General features: G+C 73.9%; 25 protein-coding genes. 19 read left to right on the top strand and 6 right to left on the bottom strand.

Annotated features, from left to right (window positions below; translation table 11 throughout):
• The first annotated feature begins 22 nt into the window (after positions 1-22).
• From ACIGNX_RS10530 to ACIGNX_RS10505, 6 genes are all read left to right on the top strand, one after another.
• Positions 23-493 (top strand): GNAT family N-acetyltransferase, encoded by a 471-nt coding sequence (locus tag ACIGNX_RS10530; RefSeq protein ID WP_396538483.1) that lies wholly within the window; start codon positions 23-25, stop codon positions 491-493.
• Positions 494-515: 22 nt separating this feature from the next.
• On the top strand, positions 516-1,256 hold the full coding sequence (locus tag ACIGNX_RS10525) for an aminoglycoside phosphotransferase family protein (protein WP_396538481.1): 741 nt from the start codon (positions 516-518) through the stop codon (positions 1,254-1,256).
• 11 nt (positions 1,257-1,267) lie between these two features.
• A complete protein-coding gene (locus ACIGNX_RS10520) occupies positions 1,268-2,074 on the top strand; it encodes a DUF3097 domain-containing protein (RefSeq protein ID WP_396538479.1) in 807 nt (268 codons plus the stop codon).
• Positions 2,075-2,114: 40 nt separating this feature from the next.
• Entirely contained in the window at positions 2,115-2,540 is a 426-nt protein-coding gene (locus ACIGNX_RS10515) for an NfeD family protein (RefSeq protein ID WP_396538477.1), read from the top strand.
• Positions 2,541-2,607: 67 nt separating this feature from the next.
• The gene (locus tag ACIGNX_RS10510; RefSeq protein WP_396539183.1) at positions 2,608-3,771 is read left to right on the top strand and encodes an SPFH domain-containing protein; all 1,164 of its coding nucleotides are present in this window, start codon (positions 2,608-2,610) and stop codon (positions 3,769-3,771) included.
• 113 nt (positions 3,772-3,884) lie between these two features.
• Entirely contained in the window at positions 3,885-4,928 is a 1,044-nt protein-coding gene (locus ACIGNX_RS10505; RefSeq protein ID WP_396538475.1) for a hypothetical protein, read from the top strand.
• Positions 4,929-5,050: 122 nt separating this feature from the next.
• Here the strand turns inward: ACIGNX_RS10505 and ACIGNX_RS10500 are convergent, their stop codons facing one another.
• Positions 5,051-6,415: an amidase family protein gene (locus ACIGNX_RS10500; RefSeq protein WP_396538473.1), complete on the bottom strand. Its 1,365-nt coding sequence runs from the start codon at positions 6,413-6,415 to the stop codon at positions 5,051-5,053.
• Between the two features lie 36 nt (positions 6,416-6,451).
• Positions 6,452-6,826, bottom strand: coding sequence for a DUF1707 domain-containing protein (locus ACIGNX_RS10495; RefSeq protein WP_396538471.1), 375 nt, complete (start codon positions 6,824-6,826; stop codon positions 6,452-6,454).
• A gap of 100 nt (positions 6,827-6,926) precedes the next feature.
• Between ACIGNX_RS10495 and ACIGNX_RS10490 the strand changes: the two genes are divergently transcribed.
• On the top strand, positions 6,927-7,811 hold the full coding sequence (locus ACIGNX_RS10490; RefSeq protein WP_396538469.1) for a pentapeptide repeat-containing protein: 885 nt from the start codon (positions 6,927-6,929) through the stop codon (positions 7,809-7,811).
• Between the two features lie 22 nt (positions 7,812-7,833).
• Here ACIGNX_RS10490 and ACIGNX_RS10485 read toward each other — a convergent pair whose 3' ends face one another.
• Positions 7,834-8,346, bottom strand: coding sequence for a CGNR zinc finger domain-containing protein (locus ACIGNX_RS10485; protein ID WP_396538467.1), 513 nt, complete (start codon positions 8,344-8,346; stop codon positions 7,834-7,836).
• Between the two features lie 198 nt (positions 8,347-8,544).
• Here ACIGNX_RS10485 and ACIGNX_RS10480 point away from each other — a divergent pair, with 198 nt between their 5' ends.
• Positions 8,545-9,216, top strand: a complete 672-nt coding sequence (locus ACIGNX_RS10480) for a TetR/AcrR family transcriptional regulator (RefSeq protein ID WP_396538465.1) — start codon at positions 8,545-8,547, stop codon at positions 9,214-9,216.
• Here the strand turns inward: ACIGNX_RS10480 and ACIGNX_RS10475 are convergent.
• Positions 9,121-10,008: a sucrase ferredoxin gene (locus ACIGNX_RS10475; RefSeq protein WP_396538463.1), complete on the bottom strand. Its 888-nt coding sequence runs from the start codon at positions 10,006-10,008 to the stop codon at positions 9,121-9,123. The genes ACIGNX_RS10480 and ACIGNX_RS10475 overlap by 96 nt on opposite strands.
• A gap of 200 nt (positions 10,009-10,208) precedes the next feature.
• Between ACIGNX_RS10475 and ACIGNX_RS10470 the strand changes: the two genes are divergently transcribed.
• A complete protein-coding gene (locus ACIGNX_RS10470; protein ID WP_396538461.1) occupies positions 10,209-10,922 on the top strand; it encodes an SDR family oxidoreductase in 714 nt (237 codons plus the stop codon).
• A 92-nt stretch (positions 10,923-11,014) separates the two neighbouring features.
• Positions 11,015-11,620, top strand: coding sequence for a class I SAM-dependent methyltransferase (locus tag ACIGNX_RS10465; RefSeq protein WP_396538459.1), 606 nt, complete (start codon positions 11,015-11,017; stop codon positions 11,618-11,620).
• Positions 11,621-11,659: 39 nt separating this feature from the next.
• Here the strand turns inward: ACIGNX_RS10465 and pip are convergent, their stop codons facing one another.
• A complete protein-coding gene (gene pip / locus ACIGNX_RS10460; protein ID WP_396538457.1) occupies positions 11,660-12,616 on the bottom strand; it encodes a prolyl aminopeptidase in 957 nt (318 codons plus the stop codon).
• A gap of 43 nt (positions 12,617-12,659) precedes the next feature.
• Between pip and ACIGNX_RS10455 the strand changes: the two genes are divergently transcribed.
• Positions 12,660-13,127: a MarR family winged helix-turn-helix transcriptional regulator gene (locus ACIGNX_RS10455; protein ID WP_396538455.1), complete on the top strand. Its 468-nt coding sequence runs from the start codon at positions 12,660-12,662 to the stop codon at positions 13,125-13,127.
• A gap of 51 nt (positions 13,128-13,178) precedes the next feature.
• Here the strand turns inward: ACIGNX_RS10455 and ACIGNX_RS10450 are convergent, their stop codons facing one another.
• On the bottom strand, positions 13,179-14,123 hold the full coding sequence (locus ACIGNX_RS10450; protein ID WP_396538453.1) for a helix-turn-helix transcriptional regulator: 945 nt from the start codon (positions 14,121-14,123) through the stop codon (positions 13,179-13,181).
• Between the two features lie 91 nt (positions 14,124-14,214).
• On the opposite strand from ACIGNX_RS10450, the gene ACIGNX_RS10445 reads away from it, so the two are divergent.
• The 8 genes from ACIGNX_RS10445 to ACIGNX_RS10410 all read left to right on the top strand — a co-directional run bounded on the left by ACIGNX_RS10445 (position 14,215) and on the right by ACIGNX_RS10410 (position 24,728).
• Positions 14,215-14,625, top strand: a complete 411-nt coding sequence (locus ACIGNX_RS10445; protein WP_396538451.1) for a VOC family protein — start codon at positions 14,215-14,217, stop codon at positions 14,623-14,625.
• A 79-nt stretch (positions 14,626-14,704) separates the two neighbouring features.
• Complete coding sequence (locus ACIGNX_RS10440; RefSeq protein WP_396538449.1) at positions 14,705-15,916, top strand: glycosyltransferase; 1,212 nt, start codon at positions 14,705-14,707, stop codon at positions 15,914-15,916.
• Between the two features lie 803 nt (positions 15,917-16,719).
• Positions 16,720-17,691 (top strand): tyrosine-type recombinase/integrase, encoded by a 972-nt coding sequence (locus ACIGNX_RS10435; protein ID WP_396538447.1) that lies wholly within the window; start codon positions 16,720-16,722, stop codon positions 17,689-17,691.
• Between the two features lie 84 nt (positions 17,692-17,775).
• Complete coding sequence (locus ACIGNX_RS10430; protein ID WP_396538445.1) at positions 17,776-18,684, top strand: Ku protein; 909 nt, start codon at positions 17,776-17,778, stop codon at positions 18,682-18,684.
• Positions 18,685-18,700: 16 nt separating this feature from the next.
• Positions 18,701-20,158 (top strand): non-homologous end-joining DNA ligase, encoded by a 1,458-nt coding sequence (ligD, locus tag ACIGNX_RS10425; RefSeq protein WP_396538443.1) that lies wholly within the window; start codon positions 18,701-18,703, stop codon positions 20,156-20,158.
• A gap of 28 nt (positions 20,159-20,186) precedes the next feature.
• Complete coding sequence (gene ligD / locus ACIGNX_RS10420; RefSeq protein ID WP_396538441.1) at positions 20,187-21,053, top strand: non-homologous end-joining DNA ligase; 867 nt, start codon at positions 20,187-20,189, stop codon at positions 21,051-21,053.
• 45 nt (positions 21,054-21,098) lie between these two features.
• Entirely contained in the window at positions 21,099-21,647 is a 549-nt protein-coding gene (locus ACIGNX_RS10415; RefSeq protein WP_396538439.1) for a GrpB family protein, read from the top strand.
• A 45-nt stretch (positions 21,648-21,692) separates the two neighbouring features.
• Positions 21,693-24,728, top strand: coding sequence for a BTAD domain-containing putative transcriptional regulator (locus ACIGNX_RS10410; protein ID WP_396538437.1), 3,036 nt, complete (start codon positions 21,693-21,695; stop codon positions 24,726-24,728).
• Positions 24,729-24,767 lie beyond the last annotated feature (39 nt).

The raw sequence follows: 24,767 nt of genomic DNA, 5'->3' as shown, positions 1-24,767 counted from the left end.
CCGCGTGTTGTGTACTTGCCGCGTGGGCGTCGAACTGCGCGAGGTGACCGCCGCGGACGTGCTGGTGTTCTTCGGGCAGCAACGCGACCCGGAGGCGGTCCGGATGGCCGCGTTCACCCCGGCGGACCCGTCGGACCGGTCGGCGTTCCTGGTGCGGTGGGCGCGGATCCTGGCCGACGACGCGGTGGTGGCGCGGACGGTGGTGTTCGAGGGCGAGGTGGTGGGGCACGTCGCCCGGTTCCCCCGGTCCGGCGGGGTCGAGGTGACGTGCTGGGTCGACCGGGAGCACTGGGGCAAGGGGCTGGCCACGGCGGCGTTGCGGTCGTTCCTGCGGTCGCAGCCGCTGCCGCTGCACGCGCGGGTGGCGGTGGACAACCTGGGGTGGCTACGGGTGCTGGAGAAGTGCGGGTTCGTCGCGGTCGGCGAGGGCGTCCGGTTCGCCGAGGGGCGCGGCGCCGACGTGGAGGAGTTCGTCCTGCGGTTGGACGGCTGAGGTGGCCTCGCTCGGGGAGCGCATGACGCGGCGGTTCGGGCCGGGGGTGCGGTCGTGGCTGGCGGGGGTGGACGCGCTGGTGGCGGGCCTGTGCCGGGACTGGGGCCTGGAGGTGGTGCGGCCGTTGGCCGGCGGCACCTCTCATGCGGTGCTGTGCTCGCGCGACGGGGAGCCGGTGGTGCTGAAGGTGACCCCGGACCCGGCGATCGCGGTGCGGGAACGGGCGGCGCTGCGGGCGTGGGAGCCCTCGCCGCGGGTGGTGCGGGTGCTGGCGGCCGACCCGGCGCGGGGCGCGCTGCTGCTGGAGGGACTGGTGCCGGGCACCCCGGTCGGTGACGACCCGCGCCTGGCCGACGTGCTGCGCGACCTGCACGTCCCCCCGCCGGGGGGCTTCCCGTCGCTGGCCGAGCGGGTCGACTTCGTCTTCGGGCTGCTGCGCCGCCGCCACCCCGGCGACCACGACGCGGCGCACGCGCGGGCGGCGCGGTTGGCGCGCGACCCGGTGCCCGCGACCCTGCTGCACGGCGACCTGCACTTCGGCAACGTGCTGGACGCGGGCGCGCGGGGGCCGGTGGCGATCGACCCGCGGCCGTGCGTGGGCGACCCGGCGGTGGACGCGGTGGACCTGGCCTACGCCTCGCCGGACCTGGCCGAGGGCGTGCGGCGCTGGTCGTCGGTGGTGGACGGGGACCGCCTGGCGGCGTGGTGCGGGGTGTTCGCCGGGTTCTTCCCCGACCACCCCTCGGTGGGCGGGGGCCGGTAACGTCGCCGGCCGTGCGATCACACGACTACGGCCGCGACGTGCTGTCGGGCCGCAAGCGCAGGACGGTGCCCGAGGTGGTGGCCGAGGTCGGGCTGGTGGTGGAGGACCCGGCGTCGGGGTTCTGCGGCGCGGTGGTGCGGTTCGAGCACGGCCAGGTGGTGCTGGAGGACCGGCACGGCCGGCACCGGTTGTTCCCGCTGCGGCCGGCCGGGTTCCTGGTGGACGGGCGGCCGGTGACGCTCGTGCGGCCCGCGCCGAAGGCCGCGGCGCCGGCCCGGTCGGCGTCGGGGTCGGTGCGGGTGGAGGGGCTGCGCGCCCGCACGGCCCGCGACAGCCGCATCTGGGTGGAGGGCCGCCACGACGCGGAGCTGGTGGAGCGGGTGTGGGGGCACGACCTGCGGGTGGAGGGCGTGGTGGTCGAGCCGCTGGACGGGGTCGACGTGCTGGCCGACCGGGTCGCGGACTTCGGCACGGGCCCGGGGCGGCGGCTGGGGGTGCTGGTGGACCACCTGGTGGCGGGCAGCAAGGAGTCGCGGCTGGTGTCGGCGATCCGCGACGAGCACGTGCTGGTCACCGGCCACCCCTACGTGGACGTGTGGCAGGCGGTGAAGCCGTCGTCGGTGGGGATCGCGGCGTGGCCTCGGGTGCCGCGGGGCGTGCCGTGGAAGGAGGGGGTGTGCGCGGCGTTGGGCTGGGGCGAGCCGCACGAGGGGTGGCGTCGGGTGCTGGCGGGGGTGTCGGGGTTCCGCGACCTGGAGACGCCGCTGCTGGGAGCGGTGGAGCGGTTGATCGACTTCGTGACCGACCCCGGGGCCTGAAACGCCCGCCCGTCGCCGCGGAAAGTGCGAGGATGGGTGGGTGGCCGCGCTGATCTGGTTGGTCCTCGGTGTCGTCCTGGTGGCGGCCGAGATCCTCTCGGGCGACTTCGTGCTGGTCATGCTGGGCCTGGCGGCGTTCGGCGCGGCGGGTGCGACGGCGCTGGGCGCGGACGCCCTCGTCGGCGCGGTCGTGTTCGCGGTGGTGTCGTTGGGGCTGGTGGTCGGCGCGCGGCCCGCGATCAAGCGGCGGATGGCGCTGGGCACGGGCCACAAGTCGGGCGTGGAGGCCCTGGTGGGCAGCACGGCGGTCGTGGTGTCCACTGTGGATGGGCACGGCGGTAGGGTGCGGATCGCCGGCGAGGTGTGGTCGGCGCGGTCGCTGGACCGCGAGGTCATCGAGCCCGGCGCCGAAGTGACAGTTGTCGAGATCTCGGGCGCGACCGCGGTGGTGCTGTCCGGGGCGTAGGAGGCGGGGGAAGTTGACCACCACGCTGATCGTCATCGCGGTCCTGGTGCTGTTCGTGCTCGTCGTCATGGTGAAGTCGGTGCTGGTGATCCCGCAGGCCACGGCCGCGGTGATCGAGCGGCTGGGCCGCTACCGCACGACCGCGGCGCCGGGGTTGAACATCCTGGTGCCGTTCTTCGACCGGGTGCGGGCGCGGATCGACCTGCGTGAGCAGGTGGTGTCGTTCCCGCCGCAGCCGGTGATCACGCAGGACAACCTGACGGTGTCGATCGACACCGTCGTGTACTTCCAGGTGACCGACCCGCGCGCGGCGGTGTACGAGATCTCGAACTACATCGTGGGTGTGGAGCAGTTGGCGACCACGACGCTGCGCAACCTGGTGGGCGGGATGAGCCTGGAGGAGACGCTGACGTCCCGCGACCAGATCAACAACCAGCTGCGCGGGGTGCTGGACGAGGCGACGGGCCGGTGGGGCATCCGGGTGGCGCGGGTGGAGTTGAAGGCGATCGACCCGCCGCCGTCGATCCAGGACTCGATGGAGAAGCAGATGCGCGCGGACCGGGAGAAGCGCGCGATGATCCTGAACGCGGAGGGCCAGCGGGAGGCGGCGATCAAGTCCGCGGAGGGCCAGAAGCAGGCGCAGATCCTGTCGGCGGAGGGCGCGAAGCAGGCGGCGATCCTGGGCGCGGAGGCGGAGCGGCAGTCGGCGATCCTGCGGGCGCAGGGCGAGCGGGCGGCCCGCTACCTGCAGGCGCAGGGTCAGGCGAAGGCGATCGAGAAGGTGTTCGCGGCGATCAAGGCGGGCCGGCCGACGCCGGAGGTGCTGGCCTACCAGTACCTGCAGACGTTGCCGCAGATGGCGCAGGGCGACGCGAACAAGGTGTGGTTGGTGCCGTCGGACTACGGCAAGGCGCTGGAGGGGTTCGCGCGGATGCTGGGCGCGCCGGGCGAGGACGGGGTGTTCCGCTACGAGCCGCCCGCGCCGGAGCAGGCGGCGACGTCGGAGCCGGAGCGCGACGACCCGTCGGTGGCGGACTGGTTCGACACGGCGCCGGACCCGACGGTGGCCGAGGCGGTGCGGGCGGCGGAGGCGGTGGCGCGCAAGGAGGTGCCCAGCCCGTTGGGGCAGCCGTCGGTGGAGCGCGGGGTCGACCCGGGGGTGCTGGCGTCGGGCGGGTCGCCGCGCGAGGTCGGTGCCGGGGAGGTGGAGCCGCCCGCGCGCCCGGAGTGATCTTGGTCGCGGTGGTGGGGCGTCGGCGTGGGTGCCGGCGCCCCTTTTCGCGTGGTGGGGCGGGTCGCCGGTGGCCGGGTCGCGCGGGTGGGGCCTCGTGGGGTGTGCGCGGGGTGCGGTTGGATGTCGCGGTGGACGCATTACCCGGTCGTGCGGCGGCGGCTCTGGCGCGTGTGGACGTGCCGTGGTCGGTGCGGTGGGACGAGTTGTCGGCTGTGGTGGCGGAGCTGTCGGTGCTGGTGCGGGGCGCGCCGGAGACGGGCCCGGAGACGGGCCCCGGGGCGGACTCGGAGGCGGGTACGGGCGCGGGCTCGGACGCGCGGGCGGTGGCGCGGGAGCTGGCCGAGGTGCTGGTGGCGGCGGCGCAGGGTGGGGAGCGGCGGGCGGAGCTGGCCGGGTTGGTGGACCGGGTGCTGGACCTGCACGCGGTGGCGTGCGCGGACGGCCCGCCGGGCGGGGGTCGGGAGCTGGCGGCGTGGTTGTTGTGGTTGCAGACGGCGTTCGCCGAGCCGCCGGAGGTGCGGTTGGCGGGGTACGCGGCGGCGTTGGGCGAGGACGGGCTGGCGGCCTACCGGGCGGAGGCGGTGGCGCGGTTCGAGCGGTTGCCGGTGATCGGGTTCGGGCGGACGGGCCGCTACGACCGGGAGCGGTGGGCGTTGCTGCGGGTGATGGAGGAGCTGGCCGAGCACACCGGTGACGTGGACCTGCAGGTGCTGGTGCTGTCGCGGGACCTGTCGTCGGGTTGGCACTACCTGCAGGTGGCGACGGTGCTGCGGGACGCGGGCCGGTCGGCGGAGGCGGTGGCGTGGGTGGAGCGGGGTCTGGCGGCGACGGGCGGGCGCGGTGCGGCGACGCGGCTGGTGGACCTGGGGGTGGACGAGTGCCTGCGCGCGGGGTGGGTGCGGCGGGCGGTGGAGTTGCGGCGGCGGGCGTTGCTGGCGCACCCCGGGTGGGAGCGGTACGCGCGGCTGCGGTCGGTGGCGTCGTCGTCGGGTGACTGGCCGGCGGTGCGCGAGGAGGTGCTGGGGCGGTTGGCGCGGGACGCCGACGACGTGCTGCGGCACGTGGTGCGGGAGGAGTTGGCGGCGGTGGCCGGCGACCGGGTGCCGGGGTGGTTGCTGCGGTGGCGGGAGGAGCTGGCGCGCCGCGAGGGGTGAACCCGGGGGTTCCGAACGTTCGACACACGGGCCCTGGGCGTTCGACACATGGGCTCTGAATGTTCGACACACGGGTCTTGAGCGTTCGACACACCGGGGCCGGGTGTTCGACACGCGGGTGGTCAGGGGTGGCGGTCGGTCCAGGGGCGGGCTCGTTGGAGTTGGCCGGCGGCGGTGAGGATGGTGCGTTCGCCGTCGGGGGCGGCGACCAGTTGCACGGCCAGGGGCAGGCCGGTGCGGGTGTGGCCGGCGGGGACGGAGGCGGCGGGGTTGCCGGTGACGTTCCACAGGTGCAGGAACGTGGTCATGCGGGCGGCGGCGAGCAGCGCGGCGACGGTGGGCAGGCGGTCCCACTCGCCCACGCGCAGCGGCGGTCGGGTGAGCACGGGGGTGAGCAGCAGGTCGTGGTCGTCGAAGAGGCGGTTGGCGTCTCGGGTGAGGGCGGCGGTGCGGGCGTGGGCGGCGCGCACGAGGGGCGCGGGCAGCGCGCGGCCCAGGGCGGCGACGGCGCGGGTGCGGGCGTCGAGCCGGTCGGGTCGGTCCAGGGCCTGTTCGCCGGCGGCGGCGCTGTGCAGGTAGCGGGCGGCGAACGCGGCCGGTCCGGTGAGGTCGTGCAGGTCGGGGTCGACGCGGGTGACGTCGTGGCCGAGGTCGGCGAGCAGGCCGGCGGTGTCCAGGACGGCGTCGCGGACCTCGGGGTGCACGCCGATGCCGGGTCCCCAGGGGCGCAGGGACACGGCGATGCGCAGGGCGCGGCCGTCGGTGACGGCGGAGGCGTGGTCGTGGCCGGGTGCCAGCACGTCCAGGAGCAGGGCGGCGTCGGCGACGTGGCGGGTGATGGGCCCGGCGGCGACCAGGCCGCCCCAGACGTCGCGCTCGGGTGCCAGCGGGACCAGGTCGCGGCGCGGTTTGAGGCCGAACAGGCCGGTGCCGGCGGCGGGGATGCGGATCGACCCGGCGCCGTCGGTGCCGACGGCGGCGCCGACCAGGCCCGCGGCGACGGCGGTGGCGGACCCGCCGCTGGACCCGCCGGGCGAGTGGTCGGGCGACCACGGGTTGCGGGTGGCGCCGGCCCAGCTGGACTCGGTGTAGGGCCACAGGCCGAGTTCGGGCATGCGGGTGCGGCCGACGACGACGGCCCCGGCGGCGCGCAGCCGGCGGACGACCTCGGCGTCGGCGGGCGCGGGGGTGTCGACGGCGGCGGTTCCCCTGGTGGTGGGCAGCCCGGCCAGGGCGAGGTCCTCCTTGACCGCGACGGGCACGCCGAGCAGGGGCGCGGTCTCGCCGCGGGCGAGGCGGGCGTCGGCGTCGGCGGCCTCGGCGAGGGCGCGTTCGGCGAAGACCAGCCGGAACGCGTTGAGCGCCCGGTCGTGCCGGTCGATGCGGCGCAGGCACTCGGCGACGAGGTCGCGGGAGGTGAGCGTGCCGGATCGCAGCAGCTCGGCCTGTCGTGCGGCGCCGGCGAAGCACGCGTCGGTCAGGTCCATGGGGCGGACTCTAGGGCAGGGACGGGCCGGTGTGGATCAGGCGGCCGGGGTGATCGCGCCCCCGTGTCGGTCCTCCCGGCGCCGCCGGGCGCGGTGGACGACCAGCGCGATCAGCAGCAGCGGCCAGGGGAACGGCAGGGGAGAGGCGATCCAGGCGACGACGAGCACGACCGCCAGGACCGCGGGCAGGGGCGGCCGCCGGCGCGCGGGCGGGGTGGGCGGTGCCGGCGGGGCGGCCAGGTCGGCGGTGAGGGCGGCGAGGTCGTGGCGGTGCACGGCGGCGTAGGCGGCGGTGATGCGCTCGTCGCCCTCGGCGAGGGTGAGCCTGCCTTCGCCGACGGCGTCGCGCAGGCGGGCGGCGGTGTGCTCGCGGTCGGTGTCGGAGGCGCGTTGCGGCGGTGTCGGGTGCATGGTGTCGATGCTCCGCGCGCGGGGGCGTCGCGGCGTCGGCCACGAAGCGGTGACGGGAAGTACGTCCGCGGACGTACGCGGGGCGGGCATGATCGGGGGTATGTCGTCGTGGCTGGTGCCGGTGGCGGTGGCGGTGGTCATCGTCTGGATTGGCGTGCGCCACGCGCGCGCGTCGCGTTCGGAGACGTTGTTGGACGAGCACGCGCGGCGGCGGGTGGGGCCGGACGCGGCCGCGGTGCCGGCGGCGGTGTCGGTGTGGCGGGAGGCGAACCGGCTGTTCCGGGCCGGTGAGCAGGAGGGGTTGCTGCTGCTGGCCGAGATCGGCAGGCAGTCGCCGCGGCGGCGGCAGGCGGTGGTGACGACGTGGTTGGCGGCGTTGCGGGGCGGGGTGAGCCGGGGGTTGGACGCGCCGTGGCGCACCGCGGTGCAGCGGGAGCTGGTGGCGCACCTGCGTCCGGGCGAGGACTTCTGGCCGGGGATGGACGTGGTCGCGCCGGGGGCGATCCTGGTGGACTTCGACCTGTCGGGGTGCCGGGTGAACCGGGTGGACCTGACGGGGGCGGTGTTCCTGGGCGACGCGCGGTTCGAGGCGACGACGGTGACCGGTGACGCGACCTTCGCGGGGGCGCGGTTCCTGCGGCACGCGGTGTTCACCGACGCGTTGTTCGCGCGGTCGGCGTCGTTCGGGCTGGCGGTGTTCGCCGGGAACGTGTCGTTGCGGTCGGCGCAGGTGGCCGACCAGTTGGGGTTCGCGCGGGCGAAGGTGTCGGGCCGGGCGGACTTCCGGGGGGCCGAGGTGTCGGGGCGGGCGGACTTCCGGCACGTGCGGTTCGGCGGGCGGGCGTTGTTCGGCGACGTGGTGTTCCACCAGGACGCGTGGTTCCGCCACGCCTGGTTCCGGGGCCGCACGGACGTGGGGTCGGCGTTGATCGGGGAGGCGGCGGAGTTCGGCAACGCCCGGTTCGGCCGCCGGGTCATGCACTGACCTCCCCCGCGGGGCTCGCGGGTCAGGGGGTGCGGGTGCGGTGCCGCGCGACGTGGACGCGGTTGGCGCAGCGGGTGCCGCAGAAGCGGCGGCGGCCGTTGCGGGAGGTGTCGACGTACACGGTGCCGCAGCCGGGGCGGGCGCAGCGGCCCAGCCGGCCGGGGTCCTCGCACACGACGTGGGCCAGGCCCGCGGCGGTGAACGCCCGCACGCGCTGGGCCGTCGGCGCGTGCTCGGGGGCGAAGTGCAGGTGGGGCGGCCGGTCGTCGTGGGTGGAGACGTAGGGCCTGGCGGCGGCGGTGGCCAGCAGGTCGTTGACGAGGTCGACCTGGTCGGGGGTGCGGTCGAACACCGGGGACAGGCGGGCGGCCCAGGCGGTCAGCTCGCGGGCCTGGTCCTCGTCCAGCACGCCCAGGGGCTTGTAGCCGTGCTCGCGCAGCAGCTCCAGCAGCTCGCCCGCGCCCGCCCCGGGGTCGGTGTTGACCAGCGCGGCGGCCAGTTCCGCCGCCGCCCCGCCGTAAGGGTTGAAATGCACTGAACCATGACACCACGCTGGTGGCGTGAACACCAGGTGTCCTTGTTGCGGGTGGCCCAGCGCCGACCGCGTCTACCCGGTCTCCTCGCACGGCCGCGTCGACTACGTGCGCTGCGTGTGCGGGGTGTGGTTGGTGCTGGAGGCCGGGCGGGTGGTGGCCACGGCGGGCCGACCGCGATCGGCTAGTGTCCCGTCCCCGTGACGAGCCGTCGGGACCTGCTGTGCGACTGTGCGATCGCGGTGTTGGCGGCGGAGGGCGGCCGGGGGCTCACGCACCGGGCGGTGGACCGGGCCGCGGGCGTGCCGGAGGGCACCACGAAGAACTACTTCCCGACCCGCGACGCGCTGCTGGGCGCGGCCGCCGCCCGGATGACGGCGTCGCACGCCGCGGCGGTGCGACGGCTGCGCGAGACCACCCCCGAGGCCATCACCCCCGCCGAGGTCGCCCGCCTGTACCCGGCGCTGCTGCGCCGCGCGGTCGTCGACGACCCGACGCAGCTGCTGGCGATGGCCGAGCTGTACCTGGAGGCGGTGCGCCGGCCCGGCGTGCGCGCGGCGCTGGGCCGCATGGCCGTGTCCAACGCCCGCGCCGGCGCCGGCCTGCACGCCGCGGCCGGGCTGCCCAGCACCACGCGCGACGCGGCCCTGCTCGACGCCTACTACCTGGGGGTGGCGGTGTCGCTGCTGGCCCTGCCGCCCGAGGCGGTGCGCGAGCTGGGCCTGGACGACACCGACGCGGTCGGCGGCAGGCTGTTCCGGGACGCGGTGCCCGGGTCAGCCGACGGGGACGAGCCGGTGGACGTCGGTGGCGACGAGCGCGGTCACGGGAGTGGGGTCCGCCCCGCAGCTCGCCGGGCGCAGGGCCGGTAGGTCGCGGGCCGCGACCTCGACCCGCCAGGCCCGCCCGTCGACGTGGTGCACCGTGTCGCCGCGCACCGCCAGCACGTCCCGGTCCTCCCCGAGGAGCTCCCGCACCGCCAGCTCGGCGACCTGCCCGACCGGGGCGTGCGCGGAGCGGCCCCGGCAGCGGTCGGTGACCACCCGGCCGCGGGCGGCGTCGTCCAGCAGCCGCTCGGCGAACCCGGCGTCGAGGCGACCGTAGGTGTAGCCGGTGGGCAGCAGCACCCCGGTCGGCGCGAACCGGTGCCCGCCGGTGTGCGTGCACTCCCACACCGCGTCCGGCCGCCGCGCCGCCAGCGCCTCGGCCAACGGCCGCCCCCGCAACGCGCAGCACACGTCCCGACGGCTGTTGGCGCACACCAGCAGCAGCGGCCCGTCCTCCCTGACGCCCAGCCCGGCGGGCTCACCGGCGGCCAACGCCGCCAGGTCCACGTCCAGCAGCACCGCCGGGTCCGCCACGTCCGCCCGCTCCAGCCACGACCGGCCGGGCGCCGTGGCGGCCAGGTACACCCGGCGCGGCCCGTCGTGGTGGGTGTCGGCGTGCCGGCCCGGGCGGCGGATCAGCAGCACCCGCACCCCGGCGTCGGCGGCACGGCGACCCAGCTCCGCGCCCAGCACCGGGTCGAGCCTGCTCTGCGTCAGCGCGTCACGCCCCCACGGCCCCGGCTGCTCCAGGCAGATCCACGCGGCGGCGGTGGCGGCGGTCCCCGCCTGGGGCTCGTCCAGGTCCGCGGAGATCGCGGAGCAACGCGGCTCGGTCACCTCCCCAGAGTGCCCCCGCGGCACCGTTCGAGTGACACCGGGGTACGGATTCACACCATCGGAGGTCTTGCGGTGGCCCTGCGTACCGGACGTTCGCCACGGGTGGACACCACCGCGCCGGCCGGAGCCGTAGGTTGACCACGAACGCCGGGGGACCGGCAGCCCGGGAACACCCGGCACGACACGGCGGAGGTGACGGCATGACCGGCCTGATCGTGGTCACCGGCGGCAGCCGCGGCATCGGCGCCGCCGTCGTCCGACGCCTCGCCGCCGACGGCCACCGCGTCGTCCTGGGCTACCGCGCCGCCGAGGACCGGGCCCACGCCCTCGCCCGCGAGGTCGACGGCGTCGCCGTCCGCGCCGAGGTCTCCGACGAGACCGACGTCGACACCCTCTTCGACACCGCCGCCCGCCTCGGCCAGGTCACCGGCGTCGTCATCAACGCCGGCATCACCAGCCCCGTCGGCCCCCTGGCCCGCACCCGCACCGAAGACCTGCGCCGCGTCATCGACGTCAACGTCCTCGGAGCCCTGCTCTGCGCCCGCCGCGCCGCACGCGACCTCGTCGCCGGCGGCTCCGTCGTCTCCGTCTCCTCCGCCGCCGCCACCCTCGGCTCCCCGAACGAGTACGTCCACTACGCCGCCAGCAAAGCCGCCGTCGACGCCATGACCATCGGCCTGGCCAAGGAACTCGGACCACGCGGCATCAGGGTGAACGCCGTCGCCGCCGGCACCGTCCGCACCGAGATCCACCAGCTCTCCGGCGTCCCCGACCGCCCCGACCGCGTCGCACCCGCCATCCCCCTCGGCCGCCCCGGCGAACCCGAGGAGATCGCCGACGCCGTCGCCTGGCTCCTCGGCGACGGCGCCTCCTTCACCACCGGCGCGATCCTCCGCGTCGCCGGCGGACTGTGACCCACCCACTACTGTCACCCCATGACACGGCACCCCACAGCGGGGCACCCCACGGCACGCACCGACCCGCCGACGCACCGGCACCCCGCCTAGTGGACGACCTCGTCCGCTCCGCCACCACCGCGCGCCCGGTCCCCCTCACCCCCGAGATCGTGCTGCGCACCGCCGACGACGTCACCACCCTGTGGGAACGCACCGGCTCACCCGAACCACCCTTCTGGGCGTTCCCCTGGGCCGGCGGCCAAGCCCTGGCCCGCCACGTCCTGGACCACCCCCACCTCGTCACCGGCCGCCGCGTGCTCGACCTCGCCTCCGGCTCCGGCCTCGTCGCCGTCGCCGCCGCCCGCGCCGGCGGACTCGTCACCGCCAACGACGTCGACCCTCTCGCCGCCACCGCCATCGCCCTCAACGCCCACGCCAACCACGTCACCCTCACCATCACCCCCGGCGACCTGCTCGACACCACACCCGACACCGACGTCCTGCTGGCCGGCGACGTCTTCTACGACCGCGACATGGCCGCCCGCGTCGAACCCTTCCTCCTCGCCGCCCACCACCGCGGCGCGCTCGTCCTCGTCGGCGACCCGCAACGCGCCTTCATGCCCCGCGGCTGGACCCGGGTCGCCACCTACCCCGTGCCCGTCCCACCCGACCTCGAAGGCGTCACCGTCCGCACCACCACCGTCTGGCGACCCTGACCCCACCTCACGCCGGGAGCACGTTACGCGGCGAGCACGTCACGCCGGGGGAGTGCGCCACGCGAACCGGTCCGTCGCCGCCACCACCGCCTCCGCCATCCCCGGATCCGACACCGCGTGCGACGCGCCCTCCACCACCACCAACTCCGCCTCCGGCCACCGCCGCGCCAACTCCCACGCCGTCCCCACCGGCCCCTGCATGTCCCACCGACCGTGCACCAGCACCGCCGGGATCCCGCGCAACCGGTCCACGTCCCGCAACACCTGCCCGTCCTCCAACCACACCCGGTTGCGGAAGTAGTGCGCGCACAACCGCGCGAACGCCATCCGCCACGCCGGATCCGCCCACCGCGGCCCCGGCCGGTGATCCGGCCGCAACGACACGATCGAGGACTCCCAATCCGTCCAGTCCCGAGCCGCCCTCTCCCGCACCACCGGGTCCGGGTCGTTGAGCAGCACGTCGTACGCCGCCACCAGATCCGTCGCACCTTCGCCCGCACCGGCCCGGAACCGCGACCACTGCTCCGGGAAGAACATCCCCAACCCGTGGTACAGCCAGTCCAACTCCGCGTGCCGGCCCGTCGTCACCGACACCAGCACGACCTCCGTCACCCGCTCCGGGAACAACTGCGCGTACCGCAACCCCAACGTCGCGCCCCACGACCCGCCGAACACCATCCACCGCCGCACGCCCAGGTGCTCCCGCACCAGCTCCAGGTCACCCACCAGGTGCGCCGTCGTGTTCACCGACAGGTCCGTGCCGTACTCGCTCGCGTGCGGCCGACTGCGCCCGCAGCCGCGCTGGTCCAGCAGCACGATCCGGTACGCCCGCGGGTCGAACCGCCGCGCCATGCCGGGGGAGCAGCCCGTCCCCGGCCCACCGTGCAGGCACACCACCGGCTTCCCCTCCGGGTTGCCGCACACCTCCCAGTACACGAGGTTGCCGTCACCGACGTCCAACATCCCCCGCTCGTGCGGCTCGACCTCCGGGTACACCCGAACCCCCTCCCAGATACAACAGCACTGTTACATTAGGGGGGTGGACCACCAACCCGCCCCCCACTACCTCGGCACCCGCCTGCGCCACCTCCTCGACCTCCTCGAGACCGACGTCGCCCGCGTCTACGCCGACCTCGGCCTCCCCGACTTCCGCCCCCGCTACACCCCCGTCATCCGCCTCGTCCACACCACCGGACCCCGCACCATCCGCGACCTCGCCGACACCATCGGCGTCACCCACTCCGCCATCAGCCAAACCGTCAACCAGATGCGCCGCGACGGCCTCGTCGAACTCCACCCCGGCCACGACGCCCGCCACCGCATCGTCCACCTCACCGACCGCGCCCGCGCCCTCATCCCCACCCTCGACGCCGAGTGGACCGCCACCACCGCCGCCGCCCACGACCTCGACAACGACCTGCCCCACCCCCTCAGCACCCTCGTCGACGCCGCCCTCCGCGCCCTCGCCGCCAAACCCCTCCGCGACCGCATCCACGAACACCTCTGACCAACCCCAGGGAAAAGCAGCCCAGGGGGAGAACAGGCGGGGGAGAGCGGCTCACCCACGCCCGTACAACCCCACCAACTCACCACCCAACCGCGCCAACTCCGCCCGCACCTCCACCGGCCCCACCACCTCCACCAACCCACCCCACCCCGCCAACACCTGCGCCACCATCACCGCGCTCCCCGCCGACACCCGCACCCGCGACCGACCACCCACCACCTCCACCACCTCGCAATGCCGCCCGAACTGATCACCCAACACCCCCGCCCACCGCGACGGCACCCACACCACCGCCGACACCGACGACCGCCGCCGCTCCACCTCCGCCACCACCCGCCCCCACACCACCGACAACTCCAACCCCGCCGGACGCTCGAACACCTCACCCGTCACCCGCGCCGACACCACCCGATCCACCCGGAACGTCCGCTCACCCGCCCCCGTCCCCGCCACCAGGTACCAAACCCCGTCCTTCACCACCAACCCCCACGGCTCCACCACCCGCTCCGACCGCACCCCACCACGCCCCGCATACCCCAACACCACCCGCCGCCGCCCCACCACCGCCTCCTCCAACACCCCCACCAACCCCGGCCGCACCCGACCCACCCCACCCCAACCCGCCACATCCACCACCACCGCGCCCGCCGCCGCCAACGCACCCTCCCGGAACGTCTCCGGCAACGCCCGCACCAACTTCCGCACCACCCCCCGAACCTCCGCCGACCCCGCCGCCGCCGGACCCACCAACAAGAACAACGCCCGCGCCTCCGCCGCCGTCAACCCGCTCAAATCCGTCCGCGCCCGCCCCACCAACCGCCAACCACCACCACGCCCCGGCTGCGCGTACACCGGCACCCCCGCCGCCGACAACGCCTCCAAATCCCGCCGAGCCGTCGCCAACGACACCTCCAGCTCCGCCGCCACCTCCGCCGCCGTCACCCGACCCCGCACCTGCAACAACAACAAGACAGCCACCAACCGGTCCGCGCGCACGACCACATCCCACCCCAAAACAGCTCACAACGTGAGCACTTCAACCACCACGCTGGAGGACGAACACCCCACCGACCCGACGAGGAACCCCATGCTCCGCGGACTCACCACCACCAACTTCTTCGCCGACGACCTCGACGCCGCCCGCGCCTTCTACACCGCCTTCCTCGGCACCGAGCCCTACTTCACCGTCCCCGGCGGCTACCTCGAATACCGCATCGGCGACTACCAGCACGAATTCGGCATCGTCAACAGCGCCTACGCACCCCACGACACCCACACCCCACCCGCCGGCGCCATCACCTACTGGGCCGTCGACGACCTCCACACCACCCTCGACCGCCTCACCGAACTCGGCGCCACACCCCACGACCCGCCCACCACCCGCGGCGAGGGCTACACCACCGCCAGCGTCGTCGACCCCTTCGGCAACATCCTCGGCATCATGACCAACGCCCACTACCACGACATCCTCGACCACCTCACCCACCACCAACCCTGACCCGCCACCGAAGCACGGGGCTGCATCGGTTCCGACAACCCCGATACAGTCCGCTCCTCCCAGCGCCCAAGGAGCACCCATGCCGCCGCGGATCTCGGTCGTGATCCCCACCTACAACCGCGCCGAACTCCTCCGCCGCACCCTCGACAGCCTCACCGACCAGACCCTCCCGCCCGACGACTACGAAGTCGTCGTCGCCGACGACGGCTCACACGACCACACCGCCGACGTCGTCACCACCTACCAGCACCGCCTCCGACTCCACTACCACCACCAACCCGACCTCGGCCGCCACGTCGCCCACGCCCGCAACGCCGGGGCCCGCCTCGCCACCGCACCCGTCCTCGCCTTCCTCGACTGCGGCACCCTGCCCGGACCCGACTTCACCCGCGCCCACACGCACGCCCACTCCCGGGCCCACACCCTCAACCTCGGCTACGTCCACGGCTACCGCCCCTGGGACCCCACACCCGGCCTCGCCGAAGCCCTCACCACCCGAACCCCGAAGCAACTCCACGACGACTTCCACGACGACCCGGGCTTCCGCGACATCCGCCACGAACCCCTCGCCGCCGTCGACTTCCAACCCGACCGGCTCCCGTTCCCCTGGCTCTACGCCTGGGGCATGAACCTCTCGGTGCGCAAGACCGACTTCGACGCCGTCGGCGGCTTCGACGAGCGCTTCACCAGCTGGGGCACCGAGGACATCGAACTCGGCCACCGCCTCCACAAGCACGGCCTCACCACCCGCTACGACCTCACCGCCTGGGCCGTCGAACCACCCCACGAACGCGACACGGGGGAGATGCTCGCCAGCGCCAAGCGCACCATGCGCCAATTCCTCGACAAGTCCCACGAACCCGACGTCGAACTCGTCTGGGCCGCCCTCGAACGCGACGACCCCCTCATCGCCGAAGCCGAACACCGCACCCTGACCACCTGGACCCGCCAGGCCCGCACCCTCGACGTCCGACCCGAGATCGACCGGCACACCGCCGACGCCGGGGGACCGGTCTGCGTCGTCGGCTGCGGAGCGGACGTCCCGGAGAACCTGCCCGAGGGCAGCGTCCTGATCGACTTCGACGCCGAACTGCTCGCCGAGGCAGGCGACCGGCACGTGCGCCACCACGCCATCGGCCTGCAGATCCCGCTGCCCGACGCCGCCGTGCAGCGCGTCGTCGTCACGTCACGGCTCGACGGCATGTGGGAGACGTGGGGGGACGTCATCACCGCCGAGGCCGCCCGGGTCGGCAGGGAAGCCCCCCGGACGCCCGCCCGACCTCTTACTTAACATAATGTAGATTATCGGCGTTACGGCCGAGCAGGTCGGGAGCGGTCAGGAGGCCCCGGAACCCGGTCGGTCGACCGCCGACGTCATTCGCTTCGCCACGCGCGCACGCGCACCGTCGGCCCTCGGCGCGTCGTGTGCGCGTGCGCCGCCGCCGGCATGCCCGGCGCCCGCGTGGACCGACGCTCACGGACGGCCCAGGGAGCCGCCGGGGCGCGGAACGGCCCGTGCGCGCGTCGTTCGACCATCCGGGAACACCACCACAGAAACGTCACAGTGACGGATCAAGGGTGGTGTGGACGGACGGTCGACCGACGCGCACGCCGGGTCCGTCACGGCCGATGATCATCCAGGTGCCCCCGCGCCCTCCAGTGCCGCCGAGCCCCGGCCGGCCACCAGGCGGCCTCCCGGTGCCGCGACCCGTCGCGCGTTGCCCGTGACGCGTGCCGGACGAGGCCCCGGAGGGCTCGGCGGCGGGCGTCCGGGAAGGGGCATCCCCCGGTCGGGGTCCCACCCCTTCCGGACCCACGTTTGATGGATAATTGCCATTATCCATGAGTTGATCATGGTTTCGGGACTTTCGGGACGACCGCGTGGCCGATGGTGTCGGCACGGTGCCCGTGCGCCCGCCGTTCCGCTCGGGCTGCCAGCTCCCCCGGGTCGCCGCAGGCGGTCGGGGCATTCCCGGCACCCGGCGAATCGGCGTGCGGACGGGGCACCGGGTGCCGGGGCCTCTCCCCTGCCTCCGCCACTCCCCCGGGTCGTCGATGGCCGGAATTGTCGGTGGGGTGCGGTAGAAGAACCCTATGCGTGTGCTTGCCGCTCAGGAGTCGTTCTTCCTCGCTCGTCGGCCGCGGAAGGATTCGCCGCACACCACGGCGGCGTACCGGCGGGACCTGGCGGGTGTGACGGCGTTGTTGGCGCAGGTGACGGGCATCGCGCCGGAGTCGTTGGAGATGTCGGACCTGACGACGCGCAACCTGCGGGAGGCGTTCGGGGTGTTCGCGGATTCGCACGCGAAGTCGTCGGTGTTGCGGGCGTGGTCGACGTGGAACCAGTTCCTGACGTTCTGCGTGGCGGAGGAGCTGGTGGCGGGGAATCCGATGGGTGCGGTGGCGCGGCCGAAGACGCCGCCGCTGGTGCCGAAGCCGTTGCGGGGTGAGGACACGCCGGAGCGGTTGTTGGCGGCGGCGGCGGAGGGTGCGCGGCGTGGTCGTGATCCGTGGCCGGAGCGGGATGTGCTGGTGTTGGCGTTGGGGTTGGTGGCGGGGTTGCGGTCGGCGGAGATGCGGACGTTGACGTTGGGGTCGGTGGTGGGTCGGCCGGGTGAGCGGCGGTTGCACGTGGCCGGGAAGGGGAATCGGGACCGGTCGGTGCCGATCGAGCCGGCGATGGACCGGATCGTGGAGCAGTACCTGGAGTCGTGTCGGCGGCGTTTTCCGCGGGGGCGGTTCGACCGGGGGTCGGCGTTGTTGCGGGATCGGCACGGTGAGCCGATCGGGCGTGGTGGGTTGGAGTACCTGGTGCGGTCGTGCTTCCGGTGGGCGGGGTTGCACGACCGGGTGCCGTCGGGGGCGAACCTGCACGCGTTGCGGCACACGTTCGCGACGCGGTTGGCGGAGGACGGTGCGTCGGCGTCGGAGATCATGGCGTTGTTGGGGCACGCGTCGTTGGCGACGTCGCAGAACTACATCGAGGCGACGGCGCGGGAGCGGCGGGCGGCGGTGGCGGGGAACCGGACGTACGCGTCGTTGGCGCGGTTGCCGTTGCGGGAGTGACGGGTTGTTCGGGTGTGCCCGATTGTTGGTCCGTTCGGGTGACGTGCTGGTGCGGATCGTGCTGGTAGCGGGTAGTCACGTGGCATGAGGAGCGTGTGGCGTGGGGCGATCTCCTTCGGGTTGGTGACGATCGGTGTGCGGTTGTACACGGCGACGGAGGAGCACGATTTCCGGTTCCACCAGGTGCACCGGGAGGACGGTGGGCGCATCCGGTACCGGCGGGTGTGCCAGGTGTGCGGTGAGGAGGTCGCGTACGCCGACATCGCGAAGGGGTATGAGCTGGACGATGGTCGGGTCGTGGTGATGGATGCCGAGGACTTCGACAAGTTGCCGATCAACACCGATCACGCGATCGACGTGTTGGAGTTCGTGCCGGCGGAGGAGATCGATCCGATTTATTTTCAGAAGTCCTATTATTTGGAGCCGGACAAGGCGGCGACGCGTCCTTATGTGTTGCTTCGGACCGCTTTGGAGCGCAGTGGGCAGCTCGCGGTGGTGAAGATCACGATCCGTCAGCGGGAGACGTTGGCGATGTTGCGGGCGCGTGATGACTTGTTGGTGATGCACACGATGTTGTGGCCGGATGAGGTGCGGAAGCCGGATTTCGAGTTCTTGGGGTCGGAGGTGGAGGTTCGGCCGCAGGAGTTGAAGATGGCGTCGTCGTTGGTGGACAGCATGGCGGGGTCGTTCGATCCGGGTGATTTCACGGATGATTACACCGATGCGATGCAGAAGGTGATCGAGGCGAAGGTGGGGGGTGCGGAGTTGCCGGATCGGCCGGGTGTGGAGGAGCCCGGTGAGGTGATCGACCTGATGACGGCGTTGGAGCGGAGCGTGGAGCAGGCGAGGTCGGCGCGGGGTGGGAAGTCGGCTGGTCGCAAGCCCGCGGCGAAGAAGTCGGCGTCCTCCTCCTCGTCTGCGTCGTCTTCGGGGTCGTCGTCGGGGTCGTCGTCGCGGAAGGCTCCGGCGAGGAAGAAGGCCAAGCCCGCCTGAGGGCGTGGCGGCGGGGATGGGCGGGGACCTGTCGGAGTACCGGCGCAAGCGGGATCCGGGGCGGACGCCGGAGCCGGTGCCGGGTGGTGATGTGGCGTTGCCCCGTGGTGGTGACGACACGTTCGTGATCCAGGAGCACCACGCGTCGCGGCTGCACTGGGATGTGCGGTTGGAGCGGGGTGGGGTGTTGGTGTCGTGGGCGGTGCCGAAGGGGTTGCCGTCGGAGCCGGGGACGATCCGGTTGGCGGTGCGCACCGAGGATCACCCGTTGGAGTACGCGTCGTTTTCGGGGGTGATCCCGAGGGGTGAGTACGGCGCGGGTGAGATGTCGATCTGGGACCGGGGTCGGTACGAGACGGTGAAGTGGTCGGACCGCGAGGTCGACGTGGTGTTGCACGGTGCGCGGGTGGAGGGTGGGTTCGTGTTCTTCCGCCGGGGGTCGGGTGGCGGGGACGGTCGGGAGTGGATGGTGCGGCGGCGGCAGGGGGCGGTGCGGGCGGGTTGGGTGGCGTTGCCGGAGTGGGTGGAGCCGATGTTGGCGACGCCGGCGGCGGAGTTGCCGGGTCCGGGGTCGCGGTGGTCGTTCGAGTTCAAGTGGGACGGGGTGCGGGCGATCGCGCGGGTGGAGGGTGGTCGGGTGCGGTTGACGAGTCGGTTGGGCAACGACGTGACGGGGACGTACCCGGAGTTGCAGGGGTTGGGTGCGCAGTTGGGTGCGACGCAGGTGTTGTTGGACGGGGAGATCGTGGCGTTGGAGGGTGGGCGGCCGAGTTTCGGGGCGTTGCAGCAGCGGATGCACGCGTCGGCGGCGCAGGCGCGGCGGTTGGCGGGTCGGGTGCCGGTGACGTTCCTGGTGTTCGACGTGCTGCACGTGGACGGCTCCCCCACGGTGGACCTGCCGTATTCGCGGCGGCGGGAGTTGTTGGAGGGGTTGGGGTTGCGGGGTGCTCATTGGTTGACGCCGAGGGCGTTCCCGGGTGAGGGGGCGGCGGTGTTGGCGGCGAGCCGGGAGCAGGGGTTGGAGGGGGTGGTGGCGAAGCGGCTGGATTCGCGGTACGTGCCGGGTCAGCGGTCGCCGCAGTGGGTGAAGGTGACGTCGGTGGCGACGCAGGAGGTGGTGGTCGGGGGGTGGCGGCCGGGTGTGGGCAAGCGTCGGGGGTTGGTGGGGTCGTTGTTGTTGGGGATTCCGGACGGGCGGGGTGGGTTGGTGTTCGCGGGGTCGGTGGGGACGGGGTTCGACCAGGCGGAGTTGGAGCGGTTGACGGAGCGGTTGTCGGGGTTGGGGGTGGGTCGGTCGCCGTTCGTGTCGGGGGTGCCGCGGGAGCGGGAGCGGGGTGCGCGGTGGGTGCGTCCGGTGTTGGTGGGTGAGGTGGCGTTCCGGCAGTGGACGGCGGATGGTCGGTTGCGGTTCGCGACGTGGCGGGGGTTGCGGCCGGATCGGGTGCCCGGGGAGGTGCGTCGGGGTGGGGTCTGAGGCGGTGGTGGCGGTGGAGGGTCGTCGGGTGAGGCTGACGAACCTGGACAAGGTGCTGTACCCGGAGGTGGGGTTCACGAAGGCGGAGGTGATCGACTACTACTCGCGGATCGCGCCGGTGTTGTTGCCGCACGTGGCGGGGCGGCCGGTGACGTTGCGGCGGTACCCGAACGGGGTGGGTGGGAGGTCGTTCTTCGAGAAGAACGCGCCGTCGCACGCGCCGGAGTGGGTGCGGACGGTGCGGGTGGAGACGCCGGGGTCGTCGCGGGGGGCGGGGTTCGCGGACTTCGTGGTGGTGGAGGACTTGGCGACGTTGGTGTGGGTGGCGAACCTGGCGGCGTTGGAGTTGCACGTGCCGCAGTGGGTGGCGGGTGCGGGTGGTGGGCGTGGGGTGCCGGATCTGGTGGTGTTCGACCTGGATCCGGGTGAGCCGGCGACGGTGGTGGAGTGTTGTCGGGTGGCGTGCCGGGTGCGGGAGGTGTTGGAGGCGGACGGGTTGGCGCCGGTGGTGAAGACGTCGGGGTCGAAGGGGTTGCAGGTGTACGCGGCGGTGTCGGTGTCGTCGCCGGGGGCGACGTCGGAGTACGCGAAGGGGGTGGCGCGGCGGTTGGCGGCGGAGTCGCCGCGGGAGGTGGTGTGGCGGATGGCGAGGGCGGAGCGGTCGGGGAAGGTGTTGGTCGACTGGTCGCAGAACAACCCGGCGAAGACGACGGTGGCTCCGTACTCGTTGCGGGCGCGGTCGCGGCCGTCGGTGTCGACGCCGGTGTCGTGGGCGGAGGTGGAGGCGTGCCGGGTGGTGGAGGACCTGGTGTTCCTGGCCGACGAGGTGCGGGATCGGGTGGCGCGTGACGGTGACCTGTTCGTGGTGGGTGGGGCGTCGCCGTTGCCGGGGTGACGGTGCGACCCTGGGTGGGTCGGCGTCGTGGTGAGGGGGTCGGTCGTGGGGTTGTCGGAGGAGGAGATCCGGGCGGCGTACGTGGGTGCTCCGCCGCGGCGGGGTGGTCGGGTGGTGTTGGTGGGGTACGACCCGGCGTGGCCGGGGTTGTACGAGCGCGAGGCGGCGCGGGTTCGTGGGGCGTTGGGTGCGGCGGTGCTGGGGTTGGAGCACGTGGGGTCGACGTCGGTGCCGGGGTTGGCGGCGAAGCCGATCGTGGACGTGGTGCTGGTGGTGGCGGATTCGGCGGACGAGGGGTCGTACGTGCCGGCGTTGGAGGCGGCGGGGTACGTGTTGCGGATCCGGGAGCCGTGGTGGTTGGAGCACCGGATGTTCAAGGGGCCGGACACGGACGTGAACCTGCACGTGTTCTCGGCGGGTGAGCCGGAGGTGGCGCGGATGGTGGCGTTCCGGGACCGGTTGCGGGTGTCGGAGGCGGATCGGGTGCGCTACGAGCGGGTGAAGCGGGGGTTGGCGGCGCGGGAGTGGGGGTTCGTGCAGCAGTACGCGGACGCGAAGGCGGCGGTGGTGGCGGAGATCCTGGGTCGGGCTTGAGGGCTTCTCCCCCGCCGGTGGTGTGGGGTGCGGGAGGATCCGGGGGTGCGGTTCGGGGTGTTGGGTCCGATGGTGGTGCGGCGTGCGGACGGGACGGAGGTCCGGGTCGGCGGGCCGCGGTTGCGGGCGTTGTTGGCGGTGTTGGCGGTGGAGGCCGGCCGGGTGGTGGGGGTGGACCGGTTGTCCCGGGCGTTGTACGGGGAGTGTCCGCCGGTGGGGGTGGTGAACGCGATCGGGTCGCAGGTGTCGCGGTTGCGGGGGTTGTTGGACGTGGAGGTGGAGTGGTCGGCGGCCGGGTACCGGCTGGTGGTGGATCCGGGTGAGGTGGACGCGCTGCGGTTCGAGGAGTTGGTGGCGCGGGGGTTGCCGGGTGAGGCGTTGGGGTTGTGGCGGGGGCCCGCGTTGCCGGACGTGGGTGACGCGCCGTTCGCGGCGGGGTGCGTGGCGCGGTGGGAGGAGCTGCGGTTGCGGGCGGTGGAGGAGCACGAGGGTGTGTCGGTGGGGGTGGTGCGGGGGTTGGTGGCGGCGCATCCGACGCGGGAGCGGTTGGTGGCGCGGTTGATCGCGGCGTTGCACCGGGAGGGGCGGTCGGCGGAGGCGTTGGAGGTGTTCGAGGGTGCGCGGCGGGTGTTGGCCGAGGAGTTGGGGGTGGGTCCGTCGCCGGTGTTGGTGGCGGCGCACGGGGTGGTGTTGCGGGGTGGGGGTCCGCCCGCGCGGCGGGTGTTGCCGGCGCAGTTGACGAGTTTCGTGGGTCGTGAGGCGGAGTTGGGGGTGGTGGGTGCGGCGTTGGCGGGGTCGCGGTTGGTGACGTTGACGGGTGCGGGTGGTGCGGGCAAGACGCGGTTGGCGGTGGAGGTGGCGGCGCGGGAGCCGGGTGAGGTGTTCTTCGTGGACCTGGCGGCGGTGGCGGTGGGTGGGGACGTGCCGGGTGCGGTGGTGTCGGCGTTGGGGTTGCGGGAGGACGGGGCGGGGCCGGTGACGGCTGCGGTGGCGCGGTTGGTGGCGGCGTTGCGGGACCGGTCGGTGTTGGTGGTGCTGGACAACTGCGAGCACGTGGTGGACGACGCGGCGGTGCTGGTGGGCGGGTTGTTGGCGGCGTGCGGTGGGGTGCGGGTGTTGGCGACGTCGCGGGAGGCGTTGGGGGTGACCGGTGAGGTGGTGCGGCCGGTGCCGCCGTTGGACTGCGACGGGGTGGGGTCGGCGGCGGTGCGGTTGTTCGCGGATCGGGCGGTGGCGGTGAACCCGGCGTTCCGGTTGGACGCGGCCGCGGCGGAGGTGGTGGTGGGGGTGTGCCGGGCGTTGGACGGGTTGCCGTTGGCGATCGAGCTGGCGGCGGCGCGGGTGCGGTCGTTGCCGGTGGCGGAGGTGGCGGCGCGGTTGGGTGACCGGTTCCGGTTGTTGTCGCGGGGCAGCCGGTCGGTGGTGGCGCGGCACCGGACGTTGGAGGCGGTGGTGGGGTGGAGTTGGGGGTTGTTGCGGGAGCCGGAGCGGGTGTTGGCGCGGCGGTTGACGGTGTTCCGGGGTGGGGTGACGTTGGCGACGGCGGCGGCGGTGTGCGGGGTGGAGGGGGTCGACGAGGTGTTGCCGTCGTTGGCGGAGAAGTCGTTGGTGGAGGTGGTGGGCGACCGGTACCGGATGTCGGAGACGGTGCGGGAGTTCGGGGCGGCGCGGTTGGTGGAGGCGGGTGAGCGGGAGTGGGTGCGGGAGGCGCACGGGCGGTTCTTCGCGGGGTTGGCGGCGCAGGCGGGGCCGCACCTGTTCGGGGAGGGGCAGTTGGTGTGGTTGGCGCGGTTGGCGGCCGAGCACGGGAACCTGATGGCGGCGGTGCGGTGGGCGGTGGGGTGCGACCGGGGGGTGGCGTTGCGGTTGGCGGCGGATCTGGGGTGGCCGTTGTGGTTGCGGGGGGCGCGGTCGGAGGGTGCGGCGGTGGCGGCGGAGGTGGTGCGGGCGGTGGGTCCGACGGCTCCGGAGGGGTTGGCGGAGGAGTACTTGTTGTGCCTGGTGAACGCGTCGTCGGCGGGTGCGGAGGGGGTGCCGGGGGCGCCGTCGCCGCGGGATCCGCTGCCGGCGGGGATGGTGGGTCCGCCGACGCGGCCGTTCCTGACGGTGTTGTGGGGCATGGCGCACGGGGTGCCGAAGGTGGACGGGTCGGGGTTGGAGGTGTTGCGGGAGCGGTTGTTGGGGTCGGATCCGTGGAGTCGGGCGTTGGGTCGGTTGGGTGCGGGGATGCGGCACCACTACGCGGGGCGGGCGCGGCGGGCGTGGGAGGAGCACTCGGCGGCGTTGGCGGGGTTCCGGGCGTTGGGTGAGCGGTGGGGCATGTCGTTGGCGTTGTCGCAGTTGGCGGGGTTGGCGCGGGCGTCGGGTGGGTTGGGGGCGGCGGTGGGGTTCCTGGACGAGGCGTTGGGGTTGTCGCGGGCGTTCGGGGCGACGGAGCACGTGGCGTCGTTGTTGTGCCGGCGGGCGGAGTGGGCGTGCCAGGCGGGTGACCTGGCGGGTGCGGCGGCCGATGTGGAGGAGGCGGCGGTGCTGGCGCGGTCGCAGGGCGCGGTGGAGACGTTGGCGCAGGCGTGGTTGGGGGCGGCGGAGGTGGCGCGGCGGCGCGGGGATGCGCAGGCGGCGCGGTGGTGGTGTTCGGAGGCGTTGCGGGTGTGTCCGCGCGGCTGGTTCGGTTCGGAGGAGGTGCGGGCGTTGGTGCTGGTCGCGGCGGGTCGGGTGGAGGCGGCGTGCGGTGATCGGGAGGCGGCGGCGCGGGCGTGGGCCGCGGCGGCGGTGTCGGCGCGGGAGTGGGGCAACCCGGTGGTGTCGGCGCGGGTGGTGGACGCGTGGGCGGGCTTGGCGGTGGCGGAGGGTGACGCGGAGCGGGCGGCGTTGTTGGCGGGGGCGGCGCGGGGGTTGCGGGGTGAGGTGGCGGTGGTGGACCCGGAGGTGGTGGCGGTGGAGGCGGCGGCGCGGGAGGCGCTGGGCGCGGAGGTGTTCGCGCGGGTGGTGGCGCGGGGCGCGGAGGTCGGGTGGGACGGGGTGGCCGGTGTGGTGGAGGCGGGTGTGGTGGAGGCGGTGCCGGGCGCCGGGTCGGCGTGAGGGGCGTGGCGCGGGGCTGCGGGTCCCGGGCGGGGTCTT

The sequence above is a fragment of the Actinosynnema sp. NPDC053489 genome, from assembly GCF_044544865.1.
Lineage (GTDB): Bacteria > Actinomycetota > Actinomycetes > Mycobacteriales > Pseudonocardiaceae > Actinosynnema.
Note: the sequence above shows the minus strand (reverse complement) of the source record. Positions and strands in the feature narration are given on the sequence as shown.

Coding starts and splice junctions, on each gene's coding strand:
- ACIGNX_RS10510 (WP_396539183.1), top strand. CDS start 2,608: ATGGTGAAGTCGGTGCTGGTGATCCCGCAGGCCACGGCCGCGGTGATC.
- ACIGNX_RS10490 (WP_396538469.1), top strand. CDS start 6,927: ATGTCGTCGTGGCTGGTGCCGGTGGCGGTGGCGGTGGTCATCGTCTGG.
- ACIGNX_RS10495 (WP_396538471.1), bottom strand. CDS start 6,826: ATGCACCCGACACCGCCGCAACGCGCCTCCGACACCGACCGCGAGCAC.
- ACIGNX_RS10525 (WP_396538481.1), top strand. CDS start 516: ATGACGCGGCGGTTCGGGCCGGGGGTGCGGTCGTGGCTGGCGGGGGTG.
- ACIGNX_RS10430 (WP_396538445.1), top strand. CDS start 17,776: ATGAGGAGCGTGTGGCGTGGGGCGATCTCCTTCGGGTTGGTGACGATC.
- ACIGNX_RS10470 (WP_396538461.1), top strand. CDS start 10,209: ATGACCGGCCTGATCGTGGTCACCGGCGGCAGCCGCGGCATCGGCGCC.
- ACIGNX_RS10500 (WP_396538473.1), bottom strand. CDS start 6,415: ATGGACCTGACCGACGCGTGCTTCGCCGGCGCCGCACGACAGGCCGAG.
- ACIGNX_RS10445 (WP_396538451.1), top strand. CDS start 14,215: ATGCTCCGCGGACTCACCACCACCAACTTCTTCGCCGACGACCTCGAC.
- ACIGNX_RS10440 (WP_396538449.1), top strand. CDS start 14,705: ATGCCGCCGCGGATCTCGGTCGTGATCCCCACCTACAACCGCGCCGAA.
- ACIGNX_RS10435 (WP_396538447.1), top strand. CDS start 16,720: ATGCGTGTGCTTGCCGCTCAGGAGTCGTTCTTCCTCGCTCGTCGGCCG.
- ligD (WP_396538443.1), top strand. CDS start 18,701: ATGGGCGGGGACCTGTCGGAGTACCGGCGCAAGCGGGATCCGGGGCGG.